Source organism: Vibrio sp. Vb1554, from assembly GCF_033344235.1.
On the sequence record NZ_JAWPOJ010000001.1, the window covers coordinates 211,729 to 229,055 of the forward strand.

At 43.8% G+C, this 17,327-nt stretch carries 17 protein-coding genes; 4 read left to right on the forward strand and 13 right to left on the reverse strand.

What is annotated here, in order from left to right:
• Positions 1–29 precede the first annotated feature (29 nt).
• Positions 30–503: an FKBP-type peptidyl-prolyl cis-trans isomerase gene (locus tag R8N28_RS00965; RefSeq protein WP_005375638.1), complete on the reverse strand. Its 474-nt coding sequence runs from the start codon at positions 501–503 to the stop codon at positions 30–32.
• A gap of 13 nt (positions 504–516) precedes the next feature.
• Positions 517–1,149 carry a thiol:disulfide interchange protein DsbA/DsbL gene (locus R8N28_RS00970; protein ID WP_042521488.1) on the reverse strand — a complete coding sequence of 211 codons (633 nt, stop codon included), beginning with the start codon at positions 1,147–1,149 and terminating at the stop codon, positions 517–519.
• 282 nt (positions 1,150–1,431) lie between these two features.
• On the opposite strand from R8N28_RS00970, the gene R8N28_RS00975 reads away from it, so the two are divergent.
• Positions 1,432–2,058 carry an OmpA family protein gene (locus R8N28_RS00975; RefSeq protein ID WP_025768460.1) on the forward strand — a complete coding sequence of 209 codons (627 nt, stop codon included), beginning with the start codon at positions 1,432–1,434 and terminating at the stop codon, positions 2,056–2,058.
• A gap of 190 nt (positions 2,059–2,248) precedes the next feature.
• Here the strand turns inward: R8N28_RS00975 and R8N28_RS00980 are convergent, their stop codons facing one another.
• The 4 genes from R8N28_RS00980 to R8N28_RS00995 form a co-directional block, all read right to left on the reverse strand.
• Positions 2,249–2,608: a glutaredoxin family protein gene (locus R8N28_RS00980; protein WP_005375631.1), complete on the reverse strand. Its 360-nt coding sequence runs from the start codon at positions 2,606–2,608 to the stop codon at positions 2,249–2,251.
• A 111-nt stretch (positions 2,609–2,719) separates the two neighbouring features.
• Positions 2,720–3,262 (reverse strand): hypothetical protein, encoded by a 543-nt coding sequence (locus R8N28_RS00985; protein WP_005375629.1) that lies wholly within the window; start codon positions 3,260–3,262, stop codon positions 2,720–2,722.
• The gene (locus tag R8N28_RS00990; protein WP_005375627.1) at positions 3,249–3,794 is read right to left on the reverse strand and encodes a YaeQ family protein; all 546 of its coding nucleotides are present in this window, start codon (positions 3,792–3,794) and stop codon (positions 3,249–3,251) included. The genes R8N28_RS00985 and R8N28_RS00990 overlap by 14 nt, the downstream gene beginning before the upstream one ends.
• An 89-nt stretch (positions 3,795–3,883) precedes the next feature.
• The gene (locus R8N28_RS00995; RefSeq protein ID WP_005375625.1) at positions 3,884–4,093 is read right to left on the reverse strand and encodes a cold-shock protein; all 210 of its coding nucleotides are present in this window, start codon (positions 4,091–4,093) and stop codon (positions 3,884–3,886) included.
• Positions 4,094–4,458: 365 nt separating this feature from the next.
• Between R8N28_RS00995 and R8N28_RS01000 the strand changes: the two genes are divergently transcribed.
• The 3 genes from R8N28_RS01000 to R8N28_RS01010 all read left to right on the forward strand — a co-directional run bounded on the left by R8N28_RS01000 (position 4,459) and on the right by R8N28_RS01010 (position 7,642).
• Positions 4,459–4,755 carry an alternative ribosome-rescue factor A gene (locus R8N28_RS01000; RefSeq protein WP_017635870.1) on the forward strand — a complete coding sequence of 99 codons (297 nt, stop codon included), beginning with the start codon at positions 4,459–4,461 and terminating at the stop codon, positions 4,753–4,755.
• 220 nt (positions 4,756–4,975) lie between these two features.
• The gene (locus R8N28_RS01005; protein WP_065275397.1) at positions 4,976–6,418 is read left to right on the forward strand and encodes a diguanylate cyclase domain-containing protein; all 1,443 of its coding nucleotides are present in this window, start codon (positions 4,976–4,978) and stop codon (positions 6,416–6,418) included.
• A gap of 333 nt (positions 6,419–6,751) precedes the next feature.
• Entirely contained in the window at positions 6,752–7,642 is an 891-nt protein-coding gene (locus R8N28_RS01010) for an RNA polymerase sigma factor RpoD/SigA (protein ID WP_017635872.1), read from the forward strand.
• A gap of 26 nt (positions 7,643–7,668) precedes the next feature.
• Here R8N28_RS01010 and R8N28_RS01015 read toward each other — a convergent pair whose 3' ends face one another.
• The 7 genes from R8N28_RS01015 to R8N28_RS01045 form a co-directional block, all read right to left on the reverse strand.
• Positions 7,669–8,043 (reverse strand): hypothetical protein, encoded by a 375-nt coding sequence (locus R8N28_RS01015; RefSeq protein WP_005375619.1) that lies wholly within the window; start codon positions 8,041–8,043, stop codon positions 7,669–7,671.
• Positions 8,044–8,148: 105 nt separating this feature from the next.
• Positions 8,149–10,287 (reverse strand): ATP-binding cassette domain-containing protein, encoded by a 2,139-nt coding sequence (locus R8N28_RS01020; RefSeq protein WP_065275396.1) that lies wholly within the window; start codon positions 10,285–10,287, stop codon positions 8,149–8,151.
• Entirely contained in the window at positions 10,284–11,870 is a 1,587-nt protein-coding gene (locus R8N28_RS01025) for an ATP-binding cassette domain-containing protein (RefSeq protein ID WP_005389021.1), read from the reverse strand. Before R8N28_RS01025 ends, R8N28_RS01020 begins: the two co-directional genes overlap by 4 nt.
• Positions 11,860–13,284 (reverse strand): TolC family protein, encoded by a 1,425-nt coding sequence (locus tag R8N28_RS01030; protein WP_062730940.1) that lies wholly within the window; start codon positions 13,282–13,284, stop codon positions 11,860–11,862. Before R8N28_RS01030 ends, R8N28_RS01025 begins: the two co-directional genes overlap by 11 nt.
• Positions 13,259–15,490: a response regulator gene (locus R8N28_RS01035; RefSeq protein WP_053350477.1), complete on the reverse strand. Its 2,232-nt coding sequence runs from the start codon at positions 15,488–15,490 to the stop codon at positions 13,259–13,261. Before R8N28_RS01035 ends, R8N28_RS01030 begins: the two co-directional genes overlap by 26 nt.
• Positions 15,491–15,493: 3 nt before the next feature.
• Complete coding sequence (locus R8N28_RS01040) at positions 15,494–16,843, reverse strand: HlyD family type I secretion periplasmic adaptor subunit (RefSeq protein WP_005375593.1); 1,350 nt, start codon at positions 16,841–16,843, stop codon at positions 15,494–15,496.
• Between the two features lie 9 nt (positions 16,844–16,852).
• Entirely contained in the window at positions 16,853–17,221 is a 369-nt protein-coding gene (locus tag R8N28_RS01045) for a hypothetical protein (RefSeq protein ID WP_031777210.1), read from the reverse strand.
• Positions 17,222–17,327: the final 106 nt, after the last annotated feature.

The window sequence follows — 17,327 nt, forward strand, 5'->3', positions numbered from 1 at the left end:
CTTTGGCTTTAAGACAAAGCTTTCTAGATTTATTGAATTTCTAGCAGTTCAACATCAAAGATCAAAACACTTGCTGGTGGAATTGGGCCAGAGCCACTCTTACCATAGCCAAGCGTGCTTGGTACGAAAAGGCGGATTTTCTCACCTTCTACCATGTATTGTAGACCTTCTTGCCAGCCTTTAATGACTTGGTTAAGACCAAATGAAATCGGCTCACCACGATTAACAGAGCTATCGAATACCGTGCCATCAATCAAGGTGCCGTGGTAGTGTACTTTTACTTTACTTGTTGCAGTTGGGTGAACCTCACCTTCGCCTTTTTCAAGAACCATGTATTGAAGGCCACTTTCTGTTGTGATGACGCCTTCTTTTTTCGCATTTTCTAGTAAGAATGCTTGGCCTTTGGCAAAGTTTTCATCTGCTACTTTATGGTTTGTCCAAGTACGGTAAATGAAAAAGCCCGCCAAAATAAAAATAATAAGAGGAAACAAAAATTTAGACACGTAATCTCCTTGTCTATTTAGGTTGTTTTAGCAAAAAGTTGATGGTTTCTGCCATGGCTTCAACGCTGTCATGACCACCAGTAATCACTTGATATTTTCCGTTTACGATAAAGGCTGGAACGGAGTTAATTTGGCCGCGAGTCGTGATCGCTTCTGCCTTAGTGATGTACTCAAACAGCGCTTTTTGCTGTGCTTCATCTAAATGGTAAGGGCTGATAAGGTTGCGAGACTCAAAGGCTTTCTCTACGGCGATTTGGCGTTCCTCAGCCGTTGCATCGGCACCCATTTGCACAGCAGTAAAAAGATCCGCCATAAACGCTTTATCTGGTGTTGATTCAAGCTGCATTACGGCAGTATAGAAGATGATGGCGCTCACTTGTGCACTTTCATTGAACGTTACATGCATTTTTTCAACGCTTTGATCGGTCAATGATTCAATTTGAGGGACAAACTCTTCCATTGAGCGGCAGTGGCCACAAGTTAAAGAGAATGCTTCAGTCAGGGGAGCTAAATCATACTCTTCAAGGGATACTGGCAAAACTTCGTATTGTTTGCCTTGCTGAGGCTGACTCTTGCCGCTATCGCATGCCGACAAAGCCATTACGGCAACAACAACAGCAAAGCCTTTCGATATGGTTTTTAACATAGTAGTGCTCTAAATGAGAAATTTGCGTTAGTTTATCGGTTAACGATAGTGACTAAAACCATTAAATAACAATAAAGTGAGACCATTGGTAACAGACTTAGCCTGACGTATGGGCTGCAAGGGTAGGGTATTTTAGTGTTGCGTTTTATTTGAGAGATGATTTTGCATTGACTCCAGTGGCATGAACGCTGCATAGGCAAACCAATCGGTGGACAAAAGCGCTAAAGATTCGGCGTGTTTTGTCGACACAATGAACAAGAGTTTTTCTACGTTGGTAATGGTATGAAGCATTGGTTTTTAATTGTTTGTGGCATTCTGGCCGGGTGCAGTAGCCTCGATCAAGATATGGTCCCAGGTGGGAACATTTTAGATACAGCTCCTAAATCAAACACAGAGCTGAGACACCCAGAATGGGGATACCCGAGCGCATCCAATGTGGCTTCTTCCCCTCGTTCATATCAAACGGCGAGGGCGTCAGTAAAAAAGTCGCAAAACGTGACCTCTCTGGAAATGTTCCTGAGCAGGCATAACATTCCTCACGAGACGCTCAGTGGTGGTCACCTGATGATACGTTTGAAAGAGCAAGTGCATTTTCAAACGGGTTCTGCACGGTTATCTGCTCAATCTCAAGACTGGATTCGAAACATTGGTCACTATCTGGCTGGAAGAACTGATGTTGATGTCGTGATTGATGGTCATGCGGATAGCACGGGAGCTGAAAGCTTCAATGACACGCTATCTGAAAAGCGAGCTCGTGAAGTAGAAAAACAACTATTGGCGACGAGTATTCCACGTCAACGAGTGTTTTCTAGAGGCTTCGGAGAGTATGTACCGAAGTGCAGCAATGCGACAGCGAGTGGTAAAGCTTGCAATCGGCGCGTAGAGCTAACATTGATCGTGGATGAATAACGCAGACGTTAGGCGGTAATCTTCGTTGTGTTGTTCTCACATACCCGTTATTTGCTTAGTGGAGTTTAAGTTCGGAGTTGAGCAAGAAGACTGAATAAGGAAAGCTCGCACGGCAACATTTAGCTAAAAAAATAGAAAAGAGGCACCGTTAGGTGCCTCTTTTACATCCGCCAATGTTCATAGGGGGAACTTAGGCAAATTCTTTTTCAACGTAAGCGACGATGTCAGATGACTCGTATAACCACTGTGTTTCACCATCTTTTTCGATACGAAGGCAAGGGACTTTAACTCGCCCACCACCTTGCTCTAGTTCAGCTCGATGAGTAGGATTATTTTTTGCATCACGTAGCTCAATGTTCACCGATTGACGCTTCATTGCACGGCGGACCTTTACGCAAAAAGGGCAGGCTTCAAATTGGTAAAGTGCGTATTGTTTCGCTTTTTCATCAATACGTTGCTGTTCTTCTGCGGTGCGCTTAATACCACGAGGTGAGAACACCGCGTTCAGCAATAAGATAACCTTGCCTAAAATCCAACGGATAAACTTCATAATGATCCCTTGATGTTCATTGGGTAACTGTCCTTTAAGAATGCAATCATGATGCTTGTTGCACTGAGTGTGAAGTCTATCAGTTGTTTGAAATGGATAAAACCATGTATTTTATGCGGAAAATAGACGTTTAAACCAACCCCAAAAGCCACTTGCTGAAGCCGGACGGGCTTCCTTACCTTGATAAAAACTTTGCATGAGTTCGGTTCTGAATGCATCAACGTCCATGCGTTTTATGACAAGCTCGTGCTGCAATGTATTTTGAGTCTGCTCAGCATGATCGTGCGCCAAGCTGAAATCCATATTTAAATAGCCTTGCGTGTATAACCAAAGGTGGGTGACTAAGATTAGGTCTTCAGCAGATTGGTTAGTAAACTTATCCGCGTGCTCATTACCCAAGGAGTCAGTCAGAACTTGCTGCATACGCTGGGTAGAGTGAGCATGTTGCTCGTAGTTAGCACTTGCTTCAATATGTGATTTGGTCAAAAGGCCAAGCAGGTGAAGAGTAGGTGCTGTTGTGGGTTTGTTCTCACAAACTTTTGTAAATAGTTGTGACTGTTCTTTTAACCAACGTCGCTTTGCTGCTTTATGTTCTTTAACAAAGGGGATTTCTTCAAATCCCATCTCTTGACTCAGTTCACTAAGAGACGTCATGGTTTTTTAGTTCCTTCACCGTTACTTCGATATGCTGATCATTGATATCAACAAAAATTGAGCTGCCAGTAATCATAACAGAAAGGCTAGTACCTCGGTCAAGGTGCTGACAAATCAAGTCGATAGCGTCATAGTCAAAGCTCTCTACGTTGACGGGAAGCATTGAGAACTTTCCTGACATTTTGTCCCACCAGACAGCCGCTTTGGTGTTATAAGTGTAAACTTTTACATGCTTTGCTAGGCGAGAAGCTTTCTTAATTCTGTCTGGTTCTGGTTCGCCAATTTCAATCCAGTGAGTAATGCTTTGATCATCGCCAACATGCCATAAATCAGGCTCTTCAATCGTAGAGAGTCCTTTTGTAAACTCCAGATTGCTTTGAGCATTTAAACAGTAAGCTAGAATGCGAGCCAACATTCGTTGCGGCTTTTCAGAAGGGTGAAGGGCGATAGTTAGATTTTTAGAATCGTAATAGTCATTATTCATATCGGAAATGGCGATACGAAATTTGTAAATGGTTGGTTTAAGAGCCATAGATTTATATCGTTTTGTTGGCAAAATAAGTTTTAGGCAAAAAAATAGCCAGCTTTAAAAGCTGGCTATCGTATCAAATTCTTTAAGAATTAAAGTACTTTGATTTGCTCTGCTTGAGGGCCTTTTTGACCTTGAGAGATAACAAATTCTACTTTCTGGCCTTCAACTAGAGTGCGGAAGCCGTCACCAGTGATTGCAGAGAAGTGAGCAAATACGTCAGGACCGTTTTCTTGTTGAATGAAACCGAAGCCTTTAGTTTCGTTGAACCACTTAACTGTGCCAGTAGCTGTGTTAGACATGTCTATTTCCTAAATATCTAAATAATGTAATCTTTCGCCTCAACGGCGCTTATAGCGTGGAAAAATAAATTGCTATTGCGTACCACAGGACGACGGGTTACAAGTAATCCAACGAAATGTGAAAACAAAGAACTTTCTTTCTAGCCGTGTTTGAGTCTAGGTTAATTCCACGAAGAGTCAACATATATTAGTGCTTTATGGACAAATATTTGTATTTAGTCACTATTTAACCAGCATGTTTTTGATTAAATTTCAAATAAATGACGGTGATGTGAAGTTTTTTAGCATAAAATTCAACTAAATCTATAAATTTGACTTATTTATATAATTATTGTCCAATCTGGTTCGACCATTAAGGAGGATTTATGGCAAAGCGTAAAATCAGTCCTCAACCGAGTGGCTCACAACATGAGACCGACTTCGGCAGAGGTGAAATCAAAGACAACGCGTTAAAAGCGGTTGTTACCAGTCAGCTGTTCCAAACACGAGTCGTTAAAGCGAAAAAAGGTAAAGGTAGCTTCAGCCGTAAAATGAAGCATAGAGGCAAAGAGCCCTATTCAAAGTTCTCCCCAAGGTGGATTTTGAATAGGGCTTTTTTGTTGGTACTAGGTGTTTGCAAAACTGATGATATTCAATTTTTAGTACCAGATAAGTTTTCCTAATTTATCATGTACTGCTTCAACTGCTTCAACTGCTTCAACTGCTTCAACTGCTTCAACTGCTTCAGCGAGCTAGGCGTTGAAAGTACCAATTAAGTACTAAAACTTACTAAGTTAGATTCATATCAATAAGCGTCACTTCCTGTCTTATGCAACTCTACTATATCTTTAGTCTAATCAAACAGCCGAGATTATGGTTTAAAAAGACTGGTGAGAAGTAGGTATGTCATCGACGAGTTATGGTACTTATGGTTGCAAATGTAAAAAAGCGTGTGCTTCTTTATTACTACTGTGGCTGTCCATTTGTCCGATGGCGCATGCACACAAGTCAGAGTCTCATTCTTTAATTGTTGCTAACTCCAAAGCGTGGAAGCCGTTCTCTTACCTTAGCCCAGATGGTGAACCTAAAGGTATTTTAATCGACTTTTGGAAAGAGTACGCGGCGAACAACCAAATCGACGTTCAGTTTCTCCTTTTGGATTGGGATGCTTCTTTACAAGCCGTAAAAGAGGGTAAGGCTGACTTTCACGGAGGACTTGTCTACTCGCCCGAAAGAGCGAAGTATATGGACTTTGGCGCAGTCATAATGCCTATCCAAACCAAACTGTACGTAAATAAAGATGTACTTTCGGTTGATATCAGGAGTGTTTTAACTGGCGAAATGACGCTGCCAATTGGCGTTGTTAAAGGAAGTTACGAGTCTGAGTTTGTTCAGACGAATTATCCGAATGCACCTATCGCAGAATACATTAACAATGATTCGATGATACAAGCCGCCGTCGATAAAAAGGTGCTGTACTTTGTTGCAGACCTGCAAGTTGCTAACTTTTATATGGCAACCACGCCGGGAGCGGGTATGTTTGTCCCGACAATTAGCTTATATAGTAAAGATCTTCGGATTGCAGCAGGAATGCACAGTGCAACTTCCATTTTAGAGGTATCAAGAGCGTTTGAAAAAGTCATCGGTACGGATCGTGAGCGGATCCTCACCCGTTGGAGTGTGGTGAAAACGGTTTATCCACTTTATCTTTTCCCTATTGCTATTTTCATTATGGCGGTTGCAACGCTTTATCATATTTTTGCCCTCAAACGTATGGTTGCTCTTCGGACAAGGCAGTTAACGATTGCCAATCAGCAATTGCTAGAGATGACGTTGACGGATTCTCTCACAAAGCTATACAACCGTAGACACCTGATTGAGCAATTGGCGCTACTGAATCATTTGAAGCGAAACTTAACGGTGATGGTGTTTGATATTGATGATTTTAAATCAATCAATGATCGATATGGCCACCTTGCTGGAGACCGAGCAATAGTTGCCATCGCAGAAGCCGCTAAGTCGATGACTGATGACCGAATGACATTGGCGAGAATTGGAGGAGAAGAGTTCGCACTCGTTACGTCTTCTCTGTCAGAGCGAGAAGCGCTCAATTTTGCCAATATGCTTTGTAAAGCCGTTTACGATCAGCCTGTTATACTGGGCGGACAAGCAATTCATTTGAGTATCAGTTTGGGCTGTGCTTACTATCCTGAGTTTACCCACATCGTGAGCTTGCAAGATGCTGACGAGTTGATGTATCAAGGTAAGTCTGAAGGAAAGAATCGTGCAGTTTTCCAAGTTATAACAGACTGTCAGCTTCAACCTGCGCTTCGTCAAGTGAATTAGGTCTCGCTAATTCAACTGATACTTCAAACCATCCTCAAGCCTCAAAGGTTTAGTCAGAGTAACGTGGTAAGCGTTGACGATTACGTTGCGTTGTTTTCTTTGAGGCCAATTTGCGTACAAATATTCGCACTTTCATATATATAACCCCCCACCTGCTCACGTTTTTATCATAGAAGCAGTAATTGTTTTAAAGTGATAAGTGATTTCTTGGTAAAGATCAGAACCCCTGTCTACACTCAGTGTAAAGTAATGCATATAAAGCATGATGCATACAGTGTTGTACAAAAACAATTAAAGAAGATAAGAAATAAGTTGGCTTGAGAAGGACGGGGAATGAACAACGAATGCTTTGCTAGGTTCCGAGCTGTCACGGATGAACTGTCAATGAAAGAATCGTTGTCAGTTGGGAAAGACCCTTATGCTCACTATCTCAAAGATATTGTGGGCATTGATTTATTGTCTCGTGAAGAGGAGTTGCATTACGCCAAACTTAATCGAGCTGGTGATGAAGAAGCGCGCGAAATGTTGATTGAGTCTAATCTTCGACTTGTTGTGAAAATCGCAAAAGGTTACCTCAAACGGCCAGGTAATAACTTTACTCTGCTCGATTTAATAGAAGAAGGTAATATTGGTTTGATAAAAGCGGTCGATAAGTTCGATCCTGAGCCAGGCTACCGTTTTTCTACTTATGCGGTATGGTGGATTCGCGAGAATATAGAAGCGGCATTAATGAACAATGGCCGCACGGTACGTTTACCTGCTCATGTGTGCAAAGAGATAAATAGCCTGGCTTTAAAAAAGCTCGATGCGTCAAAAAGTGAGAGCAAGGAGTTGTCTATTTCTGAACTCTCACGCTGCTCAGGGGTGAAAGCAGAGCGTATAGATGAACTTGTTGCTCTAAGTGGTTTTATTGATGTATCGACCACTGCGGACCTACATCGCGTTCCATTTGTTCTTGAACTGTGTGAAAGTGAGTATACGCCAGATCCACAACAAGACTGTGAAAACCAGTGCTTTACTCAAGCTATTGAAAATATTATTAAAACCTTGCCAACTAAGTTGCAGAAAGTCTTGATCCATCGATTCGGATTATTTGACCAGAGAGTGAAAACTTTGTCGGAAATAGGCCTGTTATTAAACGTATCTAACGAGCGTGTTCGTCAGATGCAGATAGAGGCGGTTGAACGCGTGCAGAAACGTCTCCGATTCGATGGTTGGGTTTAAGATTTTTAGCCCCTTATCCTAGCCGATTAATTTACTGGCTTGCTACTCTGTTCTTCCGTAAGTAACAGCAGCTCAAGCTGTGCTTTAGCTGCTGCCTCCAATCTCCATACACTCAATAATCGGTTAAGTGCTGCGCGATAAGTACGACTTTTGAGTAAAAAAGCGAGCGTACTTGTGTAGTTGTTTACGACTTGCGCTTGTGTCTCGACCAATGCAGTTTTGTTTTCGATGTCGATGTGTTGAAGGTTAAAGTCAGGAAGAAACGCACACTCATACCATACCTCTACAATTTCACGAATTTCGAGTTCTTCTTCAGGCACATCGAAGTCTTGTAACTGGTAGTTTTCTGGTATTGTTGATAAATAAACCACATCCAATTTGTCTGCAACAAATGTATACATCGGATTCCTTAGTGTACGCGCTTACAGAGTAAATAGTCTCATCGTTTACATTTTTGTCAATGACTGTGCTCAAGTATGAATGATGAATCACACCACATTCCGAACTTAACTTAGACTTTTTAAGTACTTATCGGTTAACCCGAAATACTTCAGGTTGCCATCTGGCTCCAAGACTAAGCTCATATTGGATGTAGAGATCATGCCCGGATCATTCGTTGAGAAAATAACGGTCTTATTGAGTAGTTTGTCGCTGAATAAACGCTTGAAGTAGTGCGAGTTTTCTTGCTCTGCACCATTAAATGGCTCGTCAATGATAATCAAAGATTGTTCGCAGTTGCCTAGCCCTAATGCGAGCCGCAGTCTTTGTTGAATACCATTTGGTAAACTTTTACAGATATCAACGCTCAATTGAGTGTCCAGGCCTTGTGGCAACCATGTATCGAGCTCAAAGAAACTCACCATTTCACGCATTTTTTCTGTTGGGATTAACCCATTATGCAAGATGAAGTTAGTTTCCAAGGAGCCTTCAAAAATATGCAGGTTAAACGGGATGTAGTTAATCGAGGTTCGATAGCGGTAACTGTTGAACTGTTTGATGTTATAACCGTCCACCGAAACTGAGCCTTGATAGCGTTCCTCTAGCCCAGCGATAATAGAGATGAGCGTCGTTTTACCGCAACCTGTTGGTCCACAAATCACGACTTTTGCGCCCGGTGGAATTTTAAAACCAAGATTAGTTAAGCCTGTTGCCGCACCACTATAACGATGGCTCACACCAGAGCCGACGATACTACCTTGAAAGAGGCGAATAGGGGGGCTTTTCTCTAACGTTAGCTTATCGTCATTCATCGCCATAAGGTTGTTGATTTGCGCAGAAGACGCCTTAATGGATTGGAACTTAGAAATAGAGTTGTAGATGCCCATAATAGGCCCCAACGCCTTCCAGACTAAAATTACAGTAGCAAGCATTGCACCTGCATCGGAGGTGCCGTCCATCACGCCGATAACGGCCGCGACGATACTTGCGGTACCAATAACCTGAATCAAACTCCCGCCTGCTGCCTGAACCCTGCTATTAGTCACTGAAACATGTTCTGCATCGTTTGTGCTTTGTAAATGTGATGCGCTAAAGCGGGACTGGATAACACGCAACAATGGCAAGTCTTGGATGGTTTTTATACCACGAAGAATCTCATTCCATTGGTAAGAAACCATGGCGTTGGCGCGAGAGCTCTTGGACGTGGCTTGCGAGTAGATGTAACGAGAATAAACACAGAACACCAACATTAGAATCAACCCCGCCATAACGACTAGCGCTGCGGTACCAGACATAAGAGCAATGGCAATAATGAATACGATAACAAACGGCATGTCGAAGTAGCTTAATGTTGACTCTGCGGTTACCAAACGGCGGAAAGTGTCGATGTCTTTCAAACGTGCTAACTGAGAAGAGACACCAGCGGTAGATGTCATCGAATAAGGAAGCCACAACAGTTTGGATATTACGTTTTGAGAAATATGCACCGCCAAATCCTTCCCTGATGTGGCGATGATGTTGACCCGCATTTTCTTGAAAAAGTATTCCGAAAACCCAACAATCACGGCAAACAACGTGAGCCAATAGAGCGTGGCTTGCGAGCTAGACGTCAAGGCGAAGTTGTACACACTCATAATAAAAAAGGGCTGGAGTGCGCCGAGAATACTGACCACGAAGCTGAGGATAATCAGGCTCTTGAGTTCATTGTTGTAGCGATAAAACGCGTATTTAATCCAGTTACTGCGGTCTTGAGATTCAGGTGGTGGCTCTCGGAACAAGCGCGAGTATTCGCTGATCGAGACCAACAAGCATGGCTTTTTGCAGAGCGGGTATTCAATGGTGTTGTTATTGGTGTAATCAAACAGGATCAGCTTGCCGTCTTTGGTACCCAAGAAAATCGCAGTGAGGTTTTCTATCTCGATAAAACAAGGATGAGGGTGCCCCTCGATGTGCTCCAACGTTTTTAATTTGGTGACGTCACAACGGTAACCAAGGCGTTCAATCGTGGCAATAAAACTGTCGCTGTCTTTTGGTTTAGGGATAAAAGCGTCACTGAGGATAGAAGGTGTGCCTTCCCATTCAAGCGCTATGAGGGTGTAAGCTAAACCACGAATCAAAGGTGACTCATTGTATCGCTCGTCATAACTGCGAGCCTCAAAGTCCAACAAGCGCTGAGGGACATTATTAAAATCAACCAAAATACTCATTGGTCACCTCCGGTAAGTTTGACGCGTTTGAGGCGATGATTGAGTTTGTCCATCTTGTTGCTGACGATGATGAGGATTTTGTCGTTGGCGCGATAGGCGGTGCTGGTCAAAACCAATCGAGCAAAGTCGTCATCATAAACACAGTCGATGTCGTCGAAGATCAACACACGTTTGTTCGCGAGTAAGGCACGCACTAACAACAAGGCATAAGCGACTTGGCGCGAGAATGGGTTGCGTAAATGTCCTTTAAGCTCGGTGTAAAAACCAGCGGGAAGGGCATCGATTTGTGCCTTGATGTTCATGGTTTCGCAAAGCGCAAATGCCGTGTTATTTAAGCTCGGGCGGAAACAAGTCAAGTTGTCGATGATGGTGCCTTCGACGAACGAACTGGTTTTGTCGACCATGAGCACGCTATTACGCCAGACGTTGTAGTTGACGTCATCGAGCGGTGTCTCGTTGATTTGGATATCGAGCTTGCTGTCGGTGTTTTGCCGCGTAATGCAATTGGCGAGGTGGGTTTTACCTGCGCCGCTTTTCCCCGTCAGCAAGTAAGCCTGACCGCGTTCAAACTCAATGCGTTGTTTTTCCGAATACTTCACCGAGATGCGCTCGACTTCCGTCGTGTCGTTTTGTTGTTCTATAGATGCAGCAAGCTCAAGCAGCTCGGCGATACGTTGAATATGAAGCTTGTTCAACTCCCATCGACTCACCGTGCGCATTACTTGCTGGTATGGCGCGAAGTAGCGGTTGGTAAGCATGATGATGGCAGCCATGATGCCTTGGCTCGATTGCATGTTGATAACTGCCGTTGCCAAAACCACCACCACACAAGCGATGGAGAGCTGTTGTATGAGCGACAAGATAAGGTTGAAGTTTGATTCAATTTGCTCGTATTTGATGTTCTCGACTTCACGTTCTTCCACCATTTGTGTCATCAAGCTCTCAACGCGATATTCCATATTGCGCGCTTTGATATCGAGTGGGCTAGAGATGATCTCGATGATTTTAGAAGTAGTTAAGCCTTCGATGTCGGATTTGTTTTCTAAGCTGTTGATTTTCTGCTTGGAAAGACTGAGTGCGAACACCGCCAAAATGATGGAGGCGAGCAAGATGGTCACTCCCGCCCAAATGTTGATCACACCGATAATCAGAATGGTCAGTATGCTGACGGCAAGGTTGATCAATGCCCGTACAGATTCTCCGCCAAAGAAGGATTTAATCTCTGGAATGGTCGCAATACGCTCTAGGTATTCACCGGGTTCTAGACGACGAAACTTCGATATCTCAGCCAAACAGATTGATTGAAACACCTTGTTGGTTAAGTTGGTTTCGAATTGCTTCATGATCACCGACGAAATCTTCTCTTCCTGATTCTTTAAGTGATAGTCGAGGAAGATGGTGATCAAGATAATGGCAAACAGAAGAAACAGCGTGTCTTTGGCTTGGTTAGGTAAAACACGGTCAAAGATAATAAGAATCGAAAAGGGCAGCACTAAACCAAACAGTGTTGAGATGACCGTTGAGAAAGTCAGATAACACTTGTCAGCAAAGTTAATCTTTTGGGAAAAGTGCTCAGTTTGCATTGCGACCTCCTTTCTTAATCGATGGTTTAGAGAGAAGGTGTTTTGGAACTAAGTCTTGATTGCTTCTGCCTTCGATATCGCTCATCAACTGCATGATGCTTTCGATAGATTGAACCGATAGCATGCCTTTGATTTGCTCAAGATTGATCGATTCAATGATGTAGTCATAGCGCGCGCTCTCGTAATCACGTAGCGCGCTGAACAGTTTACTTTCCGCTGCCAGTAAGTCGGTAATGGTTCGCGTACCAAGCTGATAGGCGCGTTGAATGCCTTTGTAGGAAGCGTAGTTGGCACGGATGATGTTCTCGTAACTGCTGATGGCGCGGGAGAAGTCATTAATGTTGAGTACTGAGGTGTTAACGCTATTGCGCGTCGCGAACAATGAATCTTGGTACAGCAGCTCGGTTCGCTCGATGGCAGTCGACGATTTTTGATAACCGTAGTAATCCGAACCGCCGGAGAAAATTGGCACATTCAAGTTCAACCCGACGCTGGTCGAGTTACTGTCCCCTGTTGCGGTTGGGTCGGTTCGGTCATAGTTGTTCGCGTCGTCGTAACGGTAACTGGCAGAGAGCGATACGGTCGGCACAAAGTTTGAACCGCTTTCTTTCAAGCCTCTTCGGCTGCGCTCGACGGTTTTCTTCGCAACCAATAAGTCGTTATTGAGCTTCAAAGCTTGTTCAAGAATCTCACGTTGTTCGGATTCGCTGATTTCCTCCAAGGGCACACTTTCGTAGATGTCTTGTGATGGGGTGACTGGGTATTGAACTTGAATCTCTAAACCGTTCAAAATTACGCGCCGGTCTTTCTCTAAGGTTCTTAAGCGATTGGCAATGCCTTCTTTCTGGGCAATTACCTCATACAACTCGCTCGCCGCAGTGTTGCCAAGTTCCACGTTGCGACGCATTTGACGCTCACGTGTTTCAGACGATTTAAGTTCTACTTGGGTGGCTTTGATTTGCGCGTTGTTTTTGAGGTATTCGAAATATTGCGTCGCGATTTCAGAAATGGTGCTCTGGATTTTGTTCTCGTGTTTGATTTCTTCAATGTTGAAATCAAGCTTCGCGGTGCCGTATTTGAAGATGTCGCCAAGGTTAAACACCGATTGCGATAAAGACACGCTGTAGCTATTTGAGTTGTAGCTTGAACGTTTATCTGGTGTTCCCGTTAATATGGTCTCGTTTTCATTCCATGTTGTATCAGCGGCACCGTTTAAAGAAGGCAGGAACTTAGAACGGCTAATGTCGATGTTGTATTCGTTTTCTTCCACGCCTTTGTCACTAGCGCGCAGAGATAAATTGTTTTCCAAGCCGAGTTTGACCGCCTCAAGCAAGGTGGTCGCCATTGCCGAAGGAGCATTGCTCAATGTAAGCGCTGCCAATACGCAGCTAGTTAAGTTTCTGTACCGCCACATACTTGTTGATCACCTTGATGATTTCGTCGTTTTTATAAGGTTTGCTGATCACGTAATCCATTCCAGCTTCGATACAAGCTTGGTGTTCATTACTGCTGGTCAATGCTGTCGCGCCTATGATGGTGCAAGGGTTTTGTCCGCTCTCTTGTTCGTATTGTCGAATGCGTTTGGTTGCTTCAATACCGCCCATGCCAGGCATGATGCAGTCCATAAAAATGATGTCCGAGCGCTGATTCATGAAGTGCTGAACAGCGTCTGCGCCATCGCCAACGGTGTCGGCTTCGTATTCTTGCTTGCTCAAAATACGTTTGAGTAGAATCTGTTGAACACGGTCATCTTCCACAATCAGGAATGAGCTGTTCTCCATCTGATCTTCTGAGGCTTCCGCTTCCATGATTGCTAAAAGATTGGGGATAAACTCATACGGAATCGCAGGGGAGTTCAGAATCTTGTCGACAAAGGTATGGCTCTCTTGCGCTTGCTGAGTGCTAGTGACCGAGAGCAGCAACTTGGTGTTCGGGTGATTGCGCAGTTGCGATTTCACCGTTTTGCTCAGTGAGGGCAGCTTGTTTGGCTCGAACGTGTCGGTCAGCATGATGGCATCGTATTCGCCAAAGGTTTTTGCAGCAGAGAAGAGTTCGTTCGGCGTTCGAATTGGCGTGATCTCCAAGCCCAAGTTGACTAACATTTTGTTCATTACATCAATGCGCAGCTGAGAGTTGGCACACAGCAACAAACGCTTATTGTCGAAGCGAGTTTTCTCGGTGTGGAAGCTTTTGGCTTTCAAATCGAGCTGAATTTGAAAACGTTCCTGATTGCCCGATTGATACCAATGGCTCTCGTAATAGCCATAATCTTTCAGTACGCTTTTAGCCAAATCGTCTTTGGTTGCAGTGTGCTGTTTATGGTCGCTCCAGTGTAGGGTATTGAGCTTGGCAAACGGCACATCCAGTGTGGTTAAGAAGTTTAGATTGATGGTCAAGCGGGTATTTTCAATGTCTGACGCCGCACCTGATTCAATGGTGACAAACAGTTTCTTGTCGGCTTTGAGTTGGATGGCATTTGATAGCTGTAGGAACAACACCCAGAATAAGCTGGTAGATTGTCCTTCAACACGGTTTGGTAAGTTATCTGAGATAAAGCAGTCTAGCTCACCTTCATTTCGCTGCACTTTTGAACTGATGTGAATCATCAATTCAGACAGTACATTCAGCAGTGAAAACTCTTTCGATTTGCTCTCGGTCCCTTGTGAAATGAGTCGGTTGTAGTTCTCCGCCAATTCAGACAGGGTATTGGCAGCCGAGGTTATATCTTGCGCCATCAACACTCCGCTCTCATCGGTCTCTTGAACGAGATATTGCACGCCGCCGTTAATGGTGTTGGTGATGCCACGAATCTCGTAACCAATCAGAGCATAGAGCTGCTTGTAGAGATCGTTATTGCGTTTTTGCTCTTCGAGTTTGCTGAAAATCAGTTTTAGGTGTGAGTAGATCTGACGCTGCTTAGGATTGATGCTCACTTCATTCAGCAACTCTTCCAACCTTTGTAAATCCAGTAGTTTGAGTTCTTGATAAAGCTCATCGAATTCTTGGTCAATGTCACGCTCATTCGAGCTGGATTTTTTCAGTTTAAGGATTGCCACCAAGTTCGATAGCACTGCGATACCAACCAGTACGACAACGACCACAAACAACCAAATGAAGAACTCGTTTTTCTCCATCATTAGGTCACTCGCATGGTTGTTAAATATGGTCCGGTAGTTGTCGTCCATTTGTAGGTAGTTATTGGTGAGCGAGAGGTACAGTGCCAACACATCGTCGCGTGTTTTTTGGCTGTCTGAGAAGCGATTGATTGCCAGTTCAAGCTGCGTGTATTCGGTCGCGCCCACCAAGCTAAACTCGGTTTTGTTGAGTGACGCGAGCGACTTAAATTGGTCAATTTCGTCTTTCAGAACCTCAAAATCAAGCTCTGTTGTACTGCAATAACGCGCGCTTAAACAGCGTTGAAGCGTTTGAATATCAAACTCGATAGTTTGGTTGAGCTGTTGAGCTTGAACCAACAGAGGCGCGTTTTGCACTTTCTCGACTGAATCCACTTTTTCCCAAGAGATATACAAATAAAAGGCGAGGGCAGCCAGCATCAAGCTGAAAGCGATGCTTAGGCGCATAACAGGAACGGAAATATTGTAAGAAGGTTTGCTACTCATCCATCACCTCTCATCGAATGCGTCTTCGATAGCCGACATAACCGGCTTCGCTGCGTATTCGATCACCCGGCGTGAACCTGTTTTCACGTCTGCGGTAAACTCCATATAAGGGGACAGCTTGTATTGTGTGCCTCCGCGCTCTAGATAGTTTTGACTGATTTGGATTTCCGCGAGATAGAATTCAGCGTCTTCTTCTTCATAAGAAGAACGGCTGATCGATGCAATTCGACCTTCCAAAAATCCGTATTTGGCAAAGTTGTAGGTATCCATCTTCACTTTGACCGCTTGTCCGATTTCTACAAAACCCATGTCTTTACGCGGGATCTTCGCCTCTCCGTGAAGGGCGTTATTGATCGGTGCAATGTCCGCGATGCTTTCACCTGGCGGTATCACAGCGGAGCGGAAATTGAAGTGCACTTTATCTACTACACCGTCAATAGGGGCGTAAACCACGAGGCGATCCACTTTATCTGAGTGTTGAGGACGTAATATACGTTTCAACTTTAAGTCCTTGTTTGCTTGAATGATTTGTGCTTGATACTCGGCATTACGATTCTCCACCAAGTCTCGGTACTGCTTCTCTAGTTTGTCGAGTTGGAAGCGCTCATTCATGACCGACTCATCAAGGTTTTCAATCTCACGCACCATGTTTGACTCTTGAACCTGCATATTCAGAACATCGACGTAAGACGCCATTTCCTCTTTGTACAAGGTGTTCTTAATATTGAGCTGCTTGCGTATCAAGGAGAGCTGGTTCTCGGAGCTTTTACGGCGCTTGAGCATTGAATCAATAAGCGAATTCTTATGTTGGATATCGTGAGTGATCAACTCTTCATTGGAACGGTTTTTAGAAAATTCTTGCTGCCAGGTATTCATGTTGACTTGCACTAATTCTGGGTACTTTTCGATGTAGGCAGAAAAATCGGGTTCCACCATATCGCGCAGGCTTTCGTAACGAATCTTGTCTAGCTCAAGCTGAATGATCTCTGTGTTTACCGTATCGAGTTGAGTGTTTCTATCCAGAGAGCGAAGGCGTGCAATAGGCTGACCTTCGTAAACTACTTCGCCTTTGCGCACTAGCATTTCTTCTAGAATACCGCCTTCAAGGTGTTGCACTTTTTCGATGTCAGATTCGAGCAATAGCTCACCGCGCACCGACACCACAATGTCGATACGAGCCTGAGATGCCACGGCGATAGCCACCATGGAAAGCAAAAAGATAACCAGCAAGGTTTTGTGTACGCTGGTCATTGCACTGGCTAGCACGATTGTATCGTCTGTTGTTACCTTCGAAGCTTCGTTGTTCGAAACGAGCGCCTTTTTGAGGTGATGTTCTATTTGCTTATTGCTCATGAGCCACCCCTACGATTCACTACCTGTGCGGCTATCGATTGAATTTTCGATTTTTAACAGCTGGCTAATTTGTTTGTTTACGTTGTTAAGCTCGGTTTTAACATCCTCGATCAATTCATTAGGAGCAGGGAAATGGTGTTTGTTTAAGTGTTCAAGCTTTGCCAATTTTGGTGGTAAGTCGTCATCACATAACAAGACGAGAATGGTCTTTAGTCTTTTTGAATAACATCTGAGTGCTTCAAAACGGTTTTGTTTATGCAGCATCTCAATATCAATCCCTGCGTCACTGAAATCTTGGTAAAAATCGCCTAATAGCAATTGCAGCCCTTTATGGCTGTTGTCGACTGAGCGCAACAGATTTGTCATATTTATCATTATCCCACCGCACTAATTGCTTTAATGACAACAAGTAAGGATCTTTATACTGGGTTTTCAAATTTTTTTGTTTTTATGGAACTCGAAAGGTATGAAAAAAGTTGTATAA